This window comes from Salana multivorans (genome assembly GCF_003751805.1).
In the GTDB taxonomy this organism is placed as follows: Bacteria; Actinomycetota; Actinomycetes; order Actinomycetales; family Beutenbergiaceae; genus Salana; species Salana multivorans.
Genome location: NZ_RKHQ01000002.1, coordinates 172883 through 186852, shown reverse-complemented (window position 1 = coordinate 186852; position 13970 = coordinate 172883). Strand labels below are relative to the sequence as shown.

The following is a 13970-nucleotide window of genomic DNA, read 5'->3' as shown; positions in this document are numbered from 1 at the left end:
GGCACACGCACCCGACGACGACGCAGCGACCGCACGATCCGAGCGGCCACTCAGTTCCGAGAGGTTCTCGCCCGATGACCGCTCAGGCCTCGACCGGCGTCGGCTCGCCACCGACGCGTCCCGCGCGGGACGTCCGCACGAGCGCGGCGGCGATCGCCGTCGTGATCGGGATGGCGAGGATGAGGCCGATCGAGGACACGAGCGTGCGCACGATCTCCTCGGCGAGCGCGCCCGAGGTGAGCAGGGCACCGAGCGAGCGGTCGTAGATCGCCATGACGAGCAGCAGCGGGAGCGCCGTGCCGACGTAGGCGAACGCGAGCGTGTAGACCGTCGAGGCGATGTGGTCGCGCCCGATCCGCATGGCCCGGCCGAACACGCTCAGCCGGGTCGCCCCGGGATCCGCCCCGTGCAGCTCCCACACGGCCGAGGCCTGCGTGATCGTCACGTCGTTGAGCGCGCCGAGGCCGGCGATGACGAAGCCACACACGAGCAACGCCCGCAGCGACATCTCGGGGAACGTCCCGGCGACGTGGTAGCCGTCCTCCGACCCGGTGCCGATGAGCCGGGTGGCGTCGGCCGACCAGAGCGCGAGGAGCGTCGTCACCGCGAGGCCGGCGAACGTGCCGAGCAGGGCGGTCGTCGTCCGGATCGAGATGCCGTGCGCCAGGTACACCGAGACGAACATCATGGCGCTCGAGCCGACGAGCGCGACGAGCAGCGGCGACGTCCCGCCCATCAGCGCCGGGAGGACGAACAGCCCGATGACGCCGAGGGACGCCGCGAGCCCGACCATGGCCGCGAGCCCGCGCCACCGCGCGACGGCCGCGACGCCCACGACGTAGATCGCGACGAGCCAGAGCAGCGGGACGTCGCGCACGTAGTCGACGAAGATGAACGGCGCACCCGAGTCCAGCCCGGACCGCTCGAAGATCACCTGGATCTTCGCGCCGATCGGGATCGGCTGGGCCAGCACCTCGGGCGGCACCCCGACGGGGATCTCCGCGCCCGTCCCGGGTCCGGTCAGCAGCACGGCGCGCACCGCGGGGTCGGCGTCGAGATCGACGGAGGTGACGCGGGCCGTCTCGAACGAGACCCCCGGCGCCGTCATCGCGACGGTCCCGGCGATCGTCTCCCCGCGCGGCCACAGCGCGAACAGCCCGGCCACCGTCGCCAGCAGCAGGGGGAGGACGATCGCGCTCAGGAGGATGCGCGCGCGGCGACGCTCCGCCTCGGGGAGCACGAGCTGCTCGCCGTGACCGTGACCGACGTGGGCGTGTCCACCGTGGGCACCACCGTCACGACCGGCGCCACCGCCGCGCGTCCGGCGTCGACCGCCAGCGAGCAGGCCGCCGCCGGTGCGCGCCGCGTCGTCGGCGCCGTCCCCGCCGCCGGGGACGGCCTCCCGCTGGTCGTCCGGGTCGTCCGGACGCGCGTGCGCGCCGCCCATCAGGCCCCGCGCAGACGCTCCGCCAGGTAGGCGTGGACGCGGTCCAGCGCCACGCGCTCCTGGCTCATCGTGTCGCGCTCGCGGATCGTCACCGCCTGGTCGGTCGCCGTGTCGAAGTCGACCGTGACGCAGAACGGCGTGCCGATCTCGTCCTGGCGGCGGTAGCGCCGGCCGATGGCGCCGGCGTCGTCGTAGTCGACGTTCCAGTCCTCGCGCAGCTCGGCCGCGAGCGCCCGCGCCTTCTCCGGCAGCTCCTCGGACCGCGAGAGCGGCAGGACGGCCGCCTTGACGGGCGCGAGCCGCGGGTCGAGCCGGAGCACGGTGCGCTTGTCGACGCCGCCCTTGGTGTTGGGCGCCTCGTCCTCGGTGTACGCCTCGACGAGGAAGGCCATGAGCGAGCGCGTGAGACCGGCCGCCGGCTCGATGACGTACGGAACCCAGCGCTCGCCCGTCGCCTGGTCGAAGAAGGACAGGTCCTTGCCCGAGTGCTCCGAGTGCGTCGTGAGGTCGAAGTCCGTGCGGTTGGCGATGCCCTCGAGCTCGCCCCAGTCCCCGCCGGCGAAGCCGAACCGGTACTCGATGTCGACGGTGCGCGTCGAGTAGTGCGAGAGCTTCTCCTGCGGGTGCTCGTACAGGCGCAGGTTCTCGCGGTCAATCCCGAGGTCGACGTACCAGTCCGTGCGCGTGTCGATCCAGTACTGGTGCCACTCGGCGTCCGTCCCGGGCGCGACGAAGAACTCCATCTCCATCTGCTCGAACTCGCGCGTGCGGAAGATGAAGTTGCCGGGCGTGATCTCGTTGCGGAACGACTTGCCGATCTGCGCGATGCCGAACGGCGGGCGCCGGCGGGCGGAGGTCGAGACGTTGCCGAAGTTCACGAAGATGCCCTGGGCCGTCTCGGGCCGCAGGTAGTGCAGGCCGGACTCGTCCTCGACGGGGCCGAGGTAGGTCTTGAGCATCATGTTGAAGTCGCGCGGCTCGGTCCACTGGCCGCGGGTGCCGCACGCGGGGCAGGGCACCTCGGCCAGCCCGCCCTGCGGCGCCCGGCCCTTCTTGTGCTCGAACTCCTCGATGAGCTGGTCCTCGCGGAACCGCTTGTGGCAGGACAGGCACTCCGTCAGCGGGTCGGTGAAGACGCCGACGTGGCCCGAGGCCACCCACACCTGACGCGGCAGGATGACGGCCGAGTCGAGCCCCACGACGTCCTCGCGGCGCTGCACCATCGCGCGCCACCACTGCCGCTTGATGTTCTCCTTGAGCTCCACGCCGAGGGGCCCGTAGTCCCAGGCCGAGCGGGAACCGCCGTAGATCTCTCCCGACTGGAAGACGAACCCCCGGTGCTTGGCGAGGGCGATGACGGAATCGAGACGGCTTGCGGCCACGTTTGCTCCTAGTTCTCACGCCCAGCGCTGGCATGCCTGGGCGGTCCCCCAACCTACCCCGACACCGGGCGGGACGGCCCCGGCGTCTACGATGGGGGACGGTGTGTCGGGAAGCCTGGTCGACGTCCCGTCCGCATCCCCGCGGCCGGTCCGACGACGAGAGGCCCAGCCCGTGAGCTCCTCCCCCACCTCCACCGCGCCCGTGTCCTGGCTGCGTCGCGAGACGACCAGCGGCATCCTGCTGCTCGCCGCCGCCGCGATCGCGCTCGCCTGGGCCAACTCCCCGTGGCGGGACGGCTACGCCACCCTGTCCGGCCTCACGCTCGGCCCGGCCTCGCTCCACCTCGACCTCACCCTGGCGCAGTGGGCGTCCGACGGGCTGCTCGCGATCTTCTTCCTCGTCGTCGGCCTCGAGCTGTCGCACGAGCTGCGGGCCGGGGCGCTGCGCCATCCGCGGACGGCCGCCGTGCCGATGCTCGCGGCGGTCGGCGGGATGGTGGTGCCGGCTCTCGTCCTCGTCGCCGTGGTGACGCTGCTCGGCGATCCCGGCGCGCGGCACGGCTGGGCGATCCCGACGGCCACCGACATCGCCTTCGCCCTCGGCGTCCTCGCCGTGTTCGGCCGCGGTCTCCCCCGGGCGCTGCGGCTGTTCCTGCTGACGCTCGCCGTCGTCGACGACCTGCTTGCCATCGTCGTCATCGCGGTCTTCTACAGCTCGGACGTCGCGCTCCTCCCGCTGGTCGGCGCGGTGGGCTGCGTCGCGGCGTTCGCCGTCGTCGTGCGCCGGACGTGGGCGCGCTGGTGGCTGCTCACGCCGCTCGGTGTCGCGGCCTGGGCGCTGCTGCACGCGTCGGGCGTCCACGCGACGGTGGCGGCCGTCGCCGTCGGGCTGTGCGTGCCGGCCGGCTCCGTGCCGGGCGAGACGGAGCCGCGGACGCTGCGCTACGAGCACCTGGTCCGGCCGTGGTCGACGGCGCTCGCCCTGCCGGTGTTCGCCTTCTTCGCCGCCGGGGTGAGCGTCGTCGGGACCGGCGAGGGTGGTGGCGTCGTCGCGCAGCCGGTCGTCGCGGGCGTCGCGGCGGGTCTCGTCCTCGGCAAGGTGAGCGGCGTCCTCGGGACGACGTGGCTCGTGACGCGGCTGACCCGGCTGCGGCTGCCCGACGCCGTCGGCCTGCGCGACCTCCTGCCGGTCGGCCTCCTGTGCGGCATCGGCTTCACCGTGTCGCTGCTCATCGCCGAGCTCTCCTTCCCCGACGGGGAGCACACGGCCGGGGCGAAGATCGCGGTGCTGATCGGCAGCCTGGTCTCGGCCGTGCTGGGTGCGGCGCTCCTGCGCTGGGACGCCCGGCGCGCGCGCTCCGCCGACATGAACGAGGACGGGGAGCCGGACACCGACGCCGCCGTGCTGTGAGCGCCGCGGGCGACGCGCGCACTGTGAGTCCGCGCACGTCGGGCGCCCTCGGTTTGACAAGGGTTCTCGACAGTCCTGAGAATCGTTATCATGTCTGCTCCGCCCCGCTCGTCCTCCCACCGCCCCCTCCGCCGCCTCGCGGCAGTCGCGATCGCCACCACCGTCGCCGCCGGCACGCTCACTGCGTGCGGCTCGGGCGGCTCGGGCGGCTCCGGTGACGCGACGGTGAACGTGGTGACGGAGCTCTACCCGTTCACCTGGCTGGTCGAGGAGATCGGCGGGGACCGCGTCGACGTCACCCAGCTCATGCCCCCGGGCGGGGAGATCCACTCGTTCGAGCTCTCCCCCCGCCAGGTCGACCAGCTCGGCCGGGCCGACCTCGCCGTCGTCACCCGGGGCGCCGCAGCCGCCGTCGACGACGCTCTCGCGGAGAACACGCCCGGAGTCGTCGTGGACGTCGCCGACATCGTGACGCTGCTGCCGGCCGTCGCACACGACGACGAGCACGACGAGGACGAGCACGAGGGCGAGGGCGAGGCGGACGAGCACGACGGCGACGCGGATCACGACGAGCACGACCACGGCGACTTCGACACGCACACGTGGCTCGCGATCCCGGAGCTGCCGAAGGTCGCCGAGGCGATCGGGGCGGCGCTGGCCGAGATCGACCCGGACGGCGCCGCCGAGTACGAGGCGAGCGCGGCGGCGGTGAGCACGCGGCTCGCCGAGCTGGACACCGCGTACCGCGACGGGCTCGCGAGCTGCTCGAGCACCGCGTTCCTCATCACGCACCCGTCGTTCGGCTACGTCGCGAACGCGTACGGGCTGGAGCAGATCGGGATCGGCGGCATCGACTCGGAGACCGAGCCCTCCCCCGCCCGCATCGCCGAGGTGAGCAAGATCGCCGTGGCCGAGGGGGCGACGGTCGTGTTCTTCCCCGGCACCTCCAACCCGAAGGTGGCGGACGTCCTCGCGGAGGACCTCGGCCTGCGGGTCGACCACCTCGACGAGCTGACGGCCGCCGAGCCGGGCACCGACCTCGTCGGCCTCGCCGAGGACAACCTCGCGACCCTGCGCGACGCCCTCGGGTGCTCGTGACCGCCGCGTCCGGGGCGCGCGCGACGTCCGCCTCAGCGGCTGTCCCCGGATCCGCGACGCCGGCGCTGGCCGCGCGCGACGTCTCCGTCGTGCTCTCGGGTCGCCGGATCCTCTCCGGCGTCGACCTCACGGTCGGTGCCGGGGAGGTCGTCGCGCTGCTCGGCGCCAACGGGTCGGGCAAGTCGACCCTCGTCAAGGCGTGCCTCGGCATCGTGCCGCTCGCCGCCGGGCGGGTCGAGCTGTTCGGTGATCGACAGGGCGACGCGCCGTGGCCACGGATCGGGTACGTCCCGCAGCGCCAGGCGGCGGCGACCGGCGTGCCGACGACGGCGCTCGAGGTCGTCCGCGCCGGCGCGCTGTCCGACGGGGCGCGACGCGGGCTGTTCGGCGGGCGCTGGCGTCGCGCGACGCGCGACGCGGCGCTGGAGGCCCTCGCCGCGATGGACCTGGCCCACGCGGCCGACCGACCGGTCCAGGAGCTCTCCGGCGGGCAGCACCAGCGGGTGCTCATCGCCCGGGCGCTCGTCCGCCGGCCGGACCTGCTCGTCCTGGACGAGCCGACCACGGGGATCGACCTCGCCACGATCGAGGCGTTCGTCGCCACGATCGGGCGGATGCGCGCCGCGGGCACGTCCGTGCTCGTCGTGCTCCACGAGACCGAGGCGTTCGCCCCCCTGCTCGACCGCGCCGTCGTGCTGCGGCACGGCCGCGTCGTCCACGACGGGCAGCTCCCGCCGGCCCACCCGGGTCACGGCGGGGCGCCCGGGCACGTGCACGAGCACGCCCACCCGCACGCCGAGCCGTACCGCGCGGAGCCCGTCATCGGCCTCTCGGACGTCGCGCCCGACGCGATGGGGGGCGAGGAGTGATGGAGATGATCGTCGAGATCCTCACGTCCCAGCTCATGCAGCGGGCGCTCGTCGCGGCCGTCCTGGTCGGCGCCGCCGCGCCGGTGGTCGGGACGTTCCTCGTCCAGCGCCGGCTCGCGCTGCTCGGCGACGGCATCGGCCACATCGCCCTCACGGGCGTCGCGGCCGGCTGGCTCGTCGGCGCGGTCGTCGGGCTGACCCCCCGCGACGTGCTGGCCCTGCCCGGGGCCATGGTGGCGGCCGTGCTCGGCGCCGTCGCGATCGAGTGGGTGCGCGCCAAGGGCCGCATCACGGGGGACGTCGCCCTCGCCATCCTGTTCTACGGCGGCATCGCCGGCGGCGTCCTGCTCATCCAGATCGCCGGGGGCACGAGCTCCAACCTCATGAGCTACCTGTTCGGCTCGATCGCGACCGTCTCGACGGGCGACCTGGTCTGGACCGCCGGCCTCGCGCTGCTCGTGCTCGCCGTGGGGATCGGGCTGCGCGGACCGCTGTTCGCCGTGAGCAACGACGAGGACTTCGCGCGCGCCTCGGGTCTGCCGGTCCAGCTCCTCACGTCGCTCCTCGCCGCGCTGGCCGCCGTCACCGTGACGGTCGCGATGCGCGTCGTCGGCCTCCTGCTCGTCTCGGCGCTCATGATCGTCCCGGTCGCCACCGCCCAGGCGTTCGCCCGCTCGTTCTCCCGTACGATGGCATGGGCCAGCGGCATCGGTGTGGTCGTCTCCATCGCGGGACTGTGCCTCACCTACGCCTACGACCTGCCACCGGGCGCCCTCATCGTGGTGCTCGCGATCGCGCTCTACGCGATCGCGTCCGCGGTGGCGCACCACCGCCGCGCCCGGCTCACCGCGCCGGGCGACGACGGGGCACCACCCTCGGAGGTGGACGACGTCCACCTCCGAGACCACGACGATGCCGACGGAGAACAGGGGGAGGCATGCCGGACCTGAGCGGCCACGCGGTCGGCCAGCCCCAGCGCATGACGACGCAGCGACGCGCCATCGCCGAGGTGCTCGGGTCGGTCGAGGACTTCCGCTCAGCGCAGCAGCTCCACGAGCTCCTGCGCTCCACCGGCAAGCGCATCGGGCTGGCGACCGTCTACCGCGCGCTCGCGGGGATGGCCGAGACCGGCGAGATCGACGCGATCCGCGGCCCCGACGGCGAGACGCGCTACCGCCGGTGCGAGCTGCGCGTGCACCACCACCACCTCGTCTGCCGCTCCTGCGGCGCGACGGTCGAGCTCGACGCCCGCACCGTCGAGGGCTGGGTCAACGCGCTCGGCGCGCAGCACGCGTACACGGACGTCGAGCACACCGTCGAGCTGTTCGGGCTCTGCCCGGCGTGCTCCGCGCGCGCGTGAGCCACGCGTGAACCGTGGGCCGGGTGTGAGCTGGGTCGGATGACCGGGGCGGTGGTGCTCGCCGAGGAGTCGGTGCTCGCGGCGTACGGCATGGCCGACTTCCCGTTCGGCATCGCCGTGGCCGCGCTCTTCCTCATCGTCCTGCTCCGCGCGCAGGGGACGTACTGGCTCGGCCGGGGGGTCGCCGCCGGTGCGCGCACCCGCCCCGCCGTCCGCCGGATCACCGAGGGCCCCGGCGTGGTGCGGGCGATCGCGCTGCTGCACCGGTGGGGTCCCCTGGCGGTGACGCTCTCGTTCTTCACCGTCGGGCTGCAGACGGTCGTCAACGCCGCGGCCGGGCTGGTCCGGATGCCCTGGCTGCGCTACACGCTCTTCATGGTCCCCGGCTGCGTCGCGTGGGCGTTCATCTACGCGACGATCGGGCTCGCCGCGTTCCTCGCCATCGTCTCGGCCGCCGCCGGCTCCCCGTGGGGGCTCGCCGCCGTCGTCCTCGCCGTGGTCGCGGTCGGCGTCCTCGTCGTGCTCCGGCTGCGTCGCCCGCGGCCGGACGACCCGCGCGGCTGACCGGTCAGGTCGTCCGGGCGTCCGGGCGGACGCCGGCTCCGGCTAGTCCTGCGCGGCCGGCGCGAGGCAGAACTGGTTGCCCTCGGGGTCGGCGACCGTGATCCAGCGGAAGTCGTTCTCGACGTGCTCGGCGACGAGGCTGCCGCCGGAGGACACGACGCGACGGACCGCGGCCTCGAGCCCCTCGTCTCCCCCGCCCTCGACGCCCAGGTCGAGGTGGATCCGGTTCTTCCCCGGGGTCACCTCGTCGACCTTCTGGAAGGCCAGCGTGGCGACGGGGCTGGCGACGATGACGAACCAGCCGTCGTTCTCGGCCACCACCTCACCGCCGAGCAGCTCGGTCCACCAGCGCGCCAGCGGCAGCGGGTCGGTGGAGTCCGTGGTGATCATGCCGAGACCGAAGGTCACGTCTGCGCTCATGGCTCAACGCTACGTTCCGACGACGCGCTGGGGAAGCCGTTCGGCGCCGTCCCGGGGGACGAGACCGCGTCGGTCGCTCCCCCGTACCGGCGGTCCCGGGCCGCGTACTGCTCGACGGCGCGCCACAGGTCGCGGCGATCGACCTCCGGCCAGGGCTTGGCGAGGAACACGAACTCGGCGTACGCGGACTGCCAGAGCAGGAAGTTGCTCGCGCGCTGCTCGCCGCCGGTCCGGATGAACAGGTCGACGTCCGGCATGTCCGGCTCGTCCAGGTGGCGCGCGACGGTCCGCTCGGAGATGTGGTCCGGGTCGAGACGTCCGGCGGCGACCTCTCGCGCGATCCCGCGCATCGCGTCGACCAGCTCGGCCCGTCCGCCGTAGTTGACGCACATCGTGAGCGTGCACGTCGTGTTGCCGGACGTCAGCTCCTCGGCCGCCTCGAGCTCGCTGATGACGCTGCGCCACAGCCGCGGCCGACGCCCGGCCCAGCGCACGCGCACGCCCCAGTCGTTCATGATGTCCCGGCGGCGGCGCAGCACGTCCCGGTTGAACCCCATGAGGTAGCGCACCTCCTCGGGGCTGCGCTTCCAGTTCTCGGTGGAGAAGGCGTAGGCACTCACGTGCGAGACGCCGAGCTCGATCGCGCCGGCGACGACGTCGAGCAGGACGGCCTCCCCCGCGGCGTGGCCCTCGGTGCGCGGGAGACCCCGCGCGTTCGCCCAGCGGCCGTTGCCGTCCATGACGAGCGCGACGTGCCGCGGGACGGCTCCGGCCGGGATCGCCGGCGGTCGCTCGCCACCGGGCAGCGACGGGGGCGGCACGGGCTCGTGCGGCTGCCAGGTCAGGTCCTGACGGCGCCGCAGCCCTCTCACACGCGGCCCCTCACGCGACGTGCCCGCGGTCGACGTGGCGCAGCGAGCGGAGCTGGCGCTCGAGGTGCCACTGGAGGAAGACGGCGACGAGGCCCGAGGACTCCCGGCGGCTGCGCTCGTGGCTCGCGTCGGCCACGTCCCAGTCGCCCGAGAGCAGGGCCCCGAGCAGCTCGAACGTCTCCGGGGCCGGCGCGGCCGAGCCCGGCGGGCGGCAGTCACCGCACACGGCGCCGCCCATCGGGGCGGAGAAGGCGCGGAGCTGGCCGTCGCTGCCGCACTGCGCGCACTCGGCGAAGCTCGGCGCCCAGCCCGCGACGGCGAGCGCGCGCAGGATGTAGGAGTCGAGCACGAGGGTCGCGGCGTGCCGCCGCCTGGCCAGCGCCGCCAGCGCCCCGGTCAGCAGGAGGTACTGCTGGGGGGAGGCCTCGCGCTCCTCCTCCGTCAGCCGGGCGGCGGTCTCCACGATGGCGGTCGCCGTGGTGAACAGCGAGTAGTCCGCCATGAGCTCGCGCCCGTGCGGGGCCAGCGTGTCCACCTGCGTCACGATGTCGAGGCTGCGGCCGGGGTGGATCTGCACGTCGATGACGCCGAACGGTTCCAGCCGCGCCCCGAACCGGCTCTGGGTGCGGCGCACGCCCTTCGCGACGGCGCGGACCTGCCCGTGCTCCCGCGTGAGGAGCGTGAGGATGCGATCGGCCTCGCCGAGGTCATGGGTGCGCAGCACCACCGCCTCGTCCCGGTACGTCCGACTCACCAGAGCATCATCCCCCACACCACCGACATCCACCCGCGGCCACGCCGTTCCCGCCGAGCGGGAGCGAGCCGTGCCGGCCGAGCGCGGGTCCCGGCACCGCGTCGGGCACCGGGATCCGCGCTCGGCGGGACGGACGGGTCAGCGCACGGCGCGGTTGACGGCGGAGACGATCGCCTTGAACGACGCCGTCGTGATGGACGGGTCGATGCCGACACCCCAGAGCACCTGGCCCTCGACCTCGGCCTCGATGTACGCGGCCGCCACCGCGTCGCCGCCCTCCGAGAGCGCGTGCTCCGCGTAGTCCATGACGGCGACGTCGATCCCGCGCTCGGCCAGCGCCGCGGTGAACGCGTCGATCGGGCCGTTGCCGTGCGTGGTGATCTCGTGCTCCTGGCCCTCGTCGACGAGGTGGACCCGCAGCTTCTCCCCCGAGCCGTCGCCCGGCGAGGTCACCCGGGTGCCGCGCAGCGCGAACCGGCCCCACGGCTCGAGCCCTGAGCCCTCGGGGGCCGGCAGGTACTCGTCGACGAAGATCCGCCACAGGTCGTCGGCCGTGACCTCGCCGCCGCCGGTGTCCGTGTGCTGCTGGACGATCCGGGAGAACTCGATCTGCAGCCGACGCGGCAGGTCCAGGTGACGCTCGGTCGACATGAGGTAGGCGATGCCGCCCTTGCCGGACTGGCTGTTGACCCGGATGACGGCCTCGTAGGAGCGGCCGACGTCGCGCGGGTCGACCGGCAGGTACGGCACGTCCCACGGCACGGCGCCCTCGTCGCCGAGCGCGGCCGCCACATCCTCGGCGCGCTTGGTCAGGCCCTTCTTGATGGCGTCCTGGTGCGAGCCGGAGAAGGCCGTGTAGACGAGGTCCCCGCCGTACGGGTGGCGCGGGTGGACGTCCATCTGCGTGCAGTGCTCGACCGTGCGGCGCACGTCGTCGATGTCCGAGAAGTCGATGCCGGCGTCGACGCCCTGGGAGACGAGGTTCATCCCCAGCGTCACCAGGTCGACGTTCCCGGTGCGCTCGCCCTGGCCGAACAGGCAGCCCTCGATCCGGTCGGCGCCGGCCATGACGGCCAGCTCGGCCGCCGCGACGGCGGTCCCCCGGTCGTTGTGCGGGTGGACCGAGAGACACACGAACTCGCGCCGCGACAGGTGCCGCGACATCCACTCGATCTGGTCGGCGTAGACGTTCGGCGTCGCGCGCTCGATGGTCGCGGGCAGGTTGAGGACGATCTCGCGCCCCGCCTCCGGCTCCCACACGTCCATGACGGACTCGCAGACCTCGAGCGCGAAGTCGATCTCGGTGTCGATGAAGATCTCGGGGCTGTACTCGTAGCCGAGCACGATGTCGTCCCCGTCCAGGTACTTCGCGTAGAAGTCCATGACGTCGCGCGTCCCCGACGTCGCGATCTCCTTGGTCCCGGCGCGGTCCGTGCGGAACACGACGTTGCGGAACACGGGAGCCGTCGCGTTGTAGAGGTGCACCGTCGCGTGGTGCGCGCCCTTGAGCGACTGGACGGTGCGCTCGATGAGGTCGGTCCGGGCCTGGGTGAGGACCGAGATCGTCACGTCCTGCGGGATCGAGTCGGTCTCGATGAGCGAGCGGACGAAGTCGTAGTCCGTCTGGCTGGCCGACGGGAAGCCGACCTCGATCTCCTTGTAGCCCATCCGGACCAGCAGGTCGAACATCTGGTGCTTGCGCGCGGGGTCCATCGGCTCGATGAGCGCCTGGTTGCCGTCGCGCAGGTCGGTGGAGAGCCAGCGGGGCGCCTGCGTGATGACGCGGCTGGGCCACGTGCGGTCGGGCAGGTCGATGCCGTTGACCCGGTGGAACGGGCGGTACTTCGTCAGTGGCATGGGGCTCGCGGCGGGGCGAGCGGGAACGTTGCCGGCGGTGGTGTTCATGGCGTCCTCGGTGTCGGTGCGAACGTGCCGGCCGGGCGCATCACAATCGCCGCGACGAGGAGCCGGCCGTCAGTTGGCCTCGTCGCGGCACCGAAGGAGGAGGCCGGAGGTCGGCCGAGGCGCTGGCGGTGTCGCGGTTCGCACCCGTTCACCCTAACGCACCCGGCGTCGCCCGCCGCGCTCGGGTCAGGAGATCGGCGAGAAGGCGCCCCAGTAGGCCGCGACGAACAGGAGGCCGCCGGCGCCGAGCAGGATCGCCCAGCAGCCCGCCTCGCGCACGCCCGACGCCGCCCGGGCGACGGCACCGGGGCGCGGCCCGGTGACCTCGCCCGCCTCGAGCGCCGCCTCCCACTCCTCGGCCGCCTCCTGACGCGCGCGCGCGTGCCGGACGAGCGCCCGCACCGTGAGCACGGCGCACAGCGCGCACGCCACCGCGAGGAGCTGGACGAGCGCCCAGCCGCCCCAGACGACCCAGCCGTTGCGGGAGTAGTCGAGCGCGAGCTGCGCCACCGCGACGATGTACGCGACGAGCGCGACGAGGAGCACCAGCGTCACGACGGAGAACCGGACCGCGGCGACGACGGGCGCGCGGACGGACGCGGGCACCTCCAGCGGGCCGCGTCGGCGGGGCACGAGGAAGGCGCGCAGCCCCCGCGAGGACTGCGCGCGACCGATGATCGCGCCGGCGAGGACGACGAGGAACCCGCCGATCACCACCGCGGCCGAGATGCCGGGGACGCGCAGGAGCATCTCGCCGTCGGCGTACCAGCGCGGCTGCGGGACGGCCGAGGCCATGTGGACCTGCCGCGGGGTGGCCCCGGCCACGACCGGACCGGCGGCCTGCGCGGCGACCGGGTCGATCATCCAGGCCGCCAGCCCGGCGAGGAAGTCCGGCACCACGGGGTCCGTGCTCGACCCGATCCGGATGCCGTGGTTCGCGTCGGCGTAGTAGCGCACCATGAGCTGCTCGACGCCGCCGGGCAGTGCGCCGGCCACGATCTGCGGGCCCTGGACGGTCGGCATGGAGGCATCCTGCGTCCCGTACGCCATGAACACGGGCTGGGTCAGCTCGCGCAGGTAGGGCAGGACGTCGAAGTCCGCGTAGGCGAGGATGCCGCCGGGCAGGTGGGCGCCGGTGGCTCGCGGGATGGCGCGCAGGAAGGAGCGGGGGACGCCGACCTCGCGTAGGTAGGCGTCGACGGCGAAGGCCCCCTGCTCGCGCGGCGTCACGACCGGGGCCGAGACGAGCGCGACGAACGCGATCGCGGGGTCGTCGACGGCCAGGATCGGCGCGATCCACGTCCCCTCGCTCTCGGCGTAGAGGCCGACGCGGGCGGGGTCGACCTCGGGCAGCTCGCGCGCGAGCTGGACGCTGCGCGCGTAGTCGGCCGCCATCGCGACGTAGTCGCGGTGCGTCGTCGTGTACGTGTCGAGCCGCTTGCTCGGCACGACGGCGACGACGCCGGCCGACGCGAGGGCCTGGGCGTGCTCCGCGAAGGACTCGGCCAGGCCGGTCCCGGCGCCGTGGAGGAAGACCGCGGCCGGCAGGCCGGCATCGGCGAGCGGCTCGGGGACACCGAGCGGGGAGACGATGAGCACCTGCGTCGTGGCGCCGTCGAGCTGGAGGTCGACGAGCCGGCTCACCGTGTCGTACCGGCCGAGCACGGTTCCGGGCGTGCTGCCGAGCACGGAGACCGACTCCGTCTCGGGCTGCACGCTGGTGCTGACGGGCTCCGGGTTCCACCGCGGACCGGCGAGGACGCCGACCACCGCGTAGGCGAGCACCACGACGAGCGTCCACACCGCGAGCCGCCAGCGGGAGCGCGCGAGCGTCCCGGGGGCGAACCGCTCCCGGACCCGGTCGAGTCGCGGCGTGCTCAGCTCCACG

General features: G+C 73.7%; 13 protein-coding genes. 6 read left to right on the top strand and 7 right to left on the bottom strand.

Annotated elements, in window-relative coordinates; translation table 11 throughout:
* Positions 1-82: 82 nt before the first annotated feature.
* Together EDD28_RS13105 and EDD28_RS13100 are read right to left on the bottom strand one after the other, a co-directional pair.
* Positions 83-1447, bottom strand: coding sequence for a YibE/F family protein (locus EDD28_RS13105; RefSeq protein WP_123740238.1), 1365 nt, complete (start codon positions 1445-1447; stop codon positions 83-85).
* Positions 1447-2829, bottom strand: a complete 1383-nt coding sequence (locus tag EDD28_RS13100; RefSeq protein ID WP_123740237.1) for a glycine--tRNA ligase — start codon at positions 2827-2829, stop codon at positions 1447-1449. Before EDD28_RS13100 ends, EDD28_RS13105 begins: the two co-directional genes overlap by 1 nt.
* 172 nt (positions 2830-3001) lie before the next feature.
* On the opposite strand from EDD28_RS13100, the gene nhaA reads away from it, so the two are divergent.
* From nhaA to EDD28_RS13070, 6 genes are all read left to right on the top strand, one after another.
* The gene (nhaA, locus tag EDD28_RS13095; protein ID WP_245968081.1) at positions 3002-4240 is read left to right on the top strand and encodes a Na+/H+ antiporter NhaA; all 1239 of its coding nucleotides are present in this window, start codon (positions 3002-3004) and stop codon (positions 4238-4240) included.
* A gap of 90 nt (positions 4241-4330) precedes the next feature.
* A complete protein-coding gene (locus EDD28_RS13090) occupies positions 4331-5338 on the top strand; it encodes a metal ABC transporter substrate-binding protein (protein ID WP_123740235.1) in 1008 nt (335 codons plus the stop codon).
* Positions 5335-6207, top strand: coding sequence for a metal ABC transporter ATP-binding protein (locus EDD28_RS13085; RefSeq protein WP_123740904.1), 873 nt, complete (start codon positions 5335-5337; stop codon positions 6205-6207). Before EDD28_RS13090 ends, EDD28_RS13085 begins: the two co-directional genes overlap by 4 nt.
* Positions 6207-7157, top strand: coding sequence for a metal ABC transporter permease (locus EDD28_RS13080; protein WP_123740234.1), 951 nt, complete (start codon positions 6207-6209; stop codon positions 7155-7157). Before EDD28_RS13085 ends, EDD28_RS13080 begins: the two co-directional genes overlap by 1 nt.
* Positions 7145-7567, top strand: a complete 423-nt coding sequence (locus EDD28_RS13075) for a Fur family transcriptional regulator (RefSeq protein ID WP_123740233.1) — start codon at positions 7145-7147, stop codon at positions 7565-7567. Before EDD28_RS13080 ends, EDD28_RS13075 begins: the two co-directional genes overlap by 13 nt.
* A gap of 39 nt (positions 7568-7606) precedes the next feature.
* Positions 7607-8131 (top strand): DedA family protein, encoded by a 525-nt coding sequence (locus EDD28_RS13070; protein WP_123740232.1) that lies wholly within the window; start codon positions 7607-7609, stop codon positions 8129-8131.
* Positions 8132-8173: 42 nt separating this feature from the next.
* Here the strand turns inward: EDD28_RS13070 and EDD28_RS13065 are convergent, their stop codons facing one another.
* From EDD28_RS13065 to EDD28_RS13045, 5 genes are all read right to left on the bottom strand, one after another.
* The gene (locus tag EDD28_RS13065) at positions 8174-8551 is read right to left on the bottom strand and encodes a VOC family protein (RefSeq protein ID WP_211339230.1); all 378 of its coding nucleotides are present in this window, start codon (positions 8549-8551) and stop codon (positions 8174-8176) included.
* Complete coding sequence (locus EDD28_RS13060; RefSeq protein ID WP_425469981.1) at positions 8548-9423, bottom strand: isoprenyl transferase; 876 nt, start codon at positions 9421-9423, stop codon at positions 8548-8550. The genes EDD28_RS13065 and EDD28_RS13060 overlap by 4 nt, the downstream gene beginning before the upstream one ends.
* A 10-nt stretch (positions 9424-9433) precedes the next feature.
* Complete coding sequence (gene recO / locus EDD28_RS13055; RefSeq protein WP_123740230.1) at positions 9434-10177, bottom strand: DNA repair protein RecO; 744 nt, start codon at positions 10175-10177, stop codon at positions 9434-9436.
* Between the two features lie 138 nt (positions 10178-10315).
* Positions 10316-12082: a 2-isopropylmalate synthase gene (gene leuA, locus EDD28_RS13050; protein ID WP_123740229.1), complete on the bottom strand. Its 1767-nt coding sequence runs from the start codon at positions 12080-12082 to the stop codon at positions 10316-10318.
* A 186-nt stretch (positions 12083-12268) separates the two neighbouring features.
* Complete coding sequence (locus EDD28_RS13045; protein WP_245968080.1) at positions 12269-13969, bottom strand: alpha/beta hydrolase family protein; 1701 nt, start codon at positions 13967-13969, stop codon at positions 12269-12271.
* Position 13970: the final 1 nt, after the last annotated feature.

Bases quoted from the DNA above. Each gene is read 5' to 3' on its own strand.
- EDD28_RS13105 (WP_123740238.1), bottom strand. From the start codon at position 1,447: ATGGGCGGCGCGCACGCGCGTCCGGACGACCCGGACGACCAGCGGGAG.
- EDD28_RS13090 (WP_123740235.1), top strand. From the start codon at position 4,331: ATGTCTGCTCCGCCCCGCTCGTCCTCCCACCGCCCCCTCCGCCGCCTC.
- EDD28_RS13080 (WP_123740234.1), top strand. From the start codon at position 6,207: ATGGAGATGATCGTCGAGATCCTCACGTCCCAGCTCATGCAGCGGGCG.
- EDD28_RS13075 (WP_123740233.1), top strand. From the start codon at position 7,145: ATGCCGGACCTGAGCGGCCACGCGGTCGGCCAGCCCCAGCGCATGACG.
- EDD28_RS13070 (WP_123740232.1), top strand. From the start codon at position 7,607: ATGACCGGGGCGGTGGTGCTCGCCGAGGAGTCGGTGCTCGCGGCGTAC.
- EDD28_RS13065 (WP_211339230.1), bottom strand. From the start codon at position 8,551: ATGAGCGCAGACGTGACCTTCGGTCTCGGCATGATCACCACGGACTCC.
- leuA (WP_123740229.1), bottom strand. From the start codon at position 12,082: ATGAACACCACCGCCGGCAACGTTCCCGCTCGCCCCGCCGCGAGCCCC.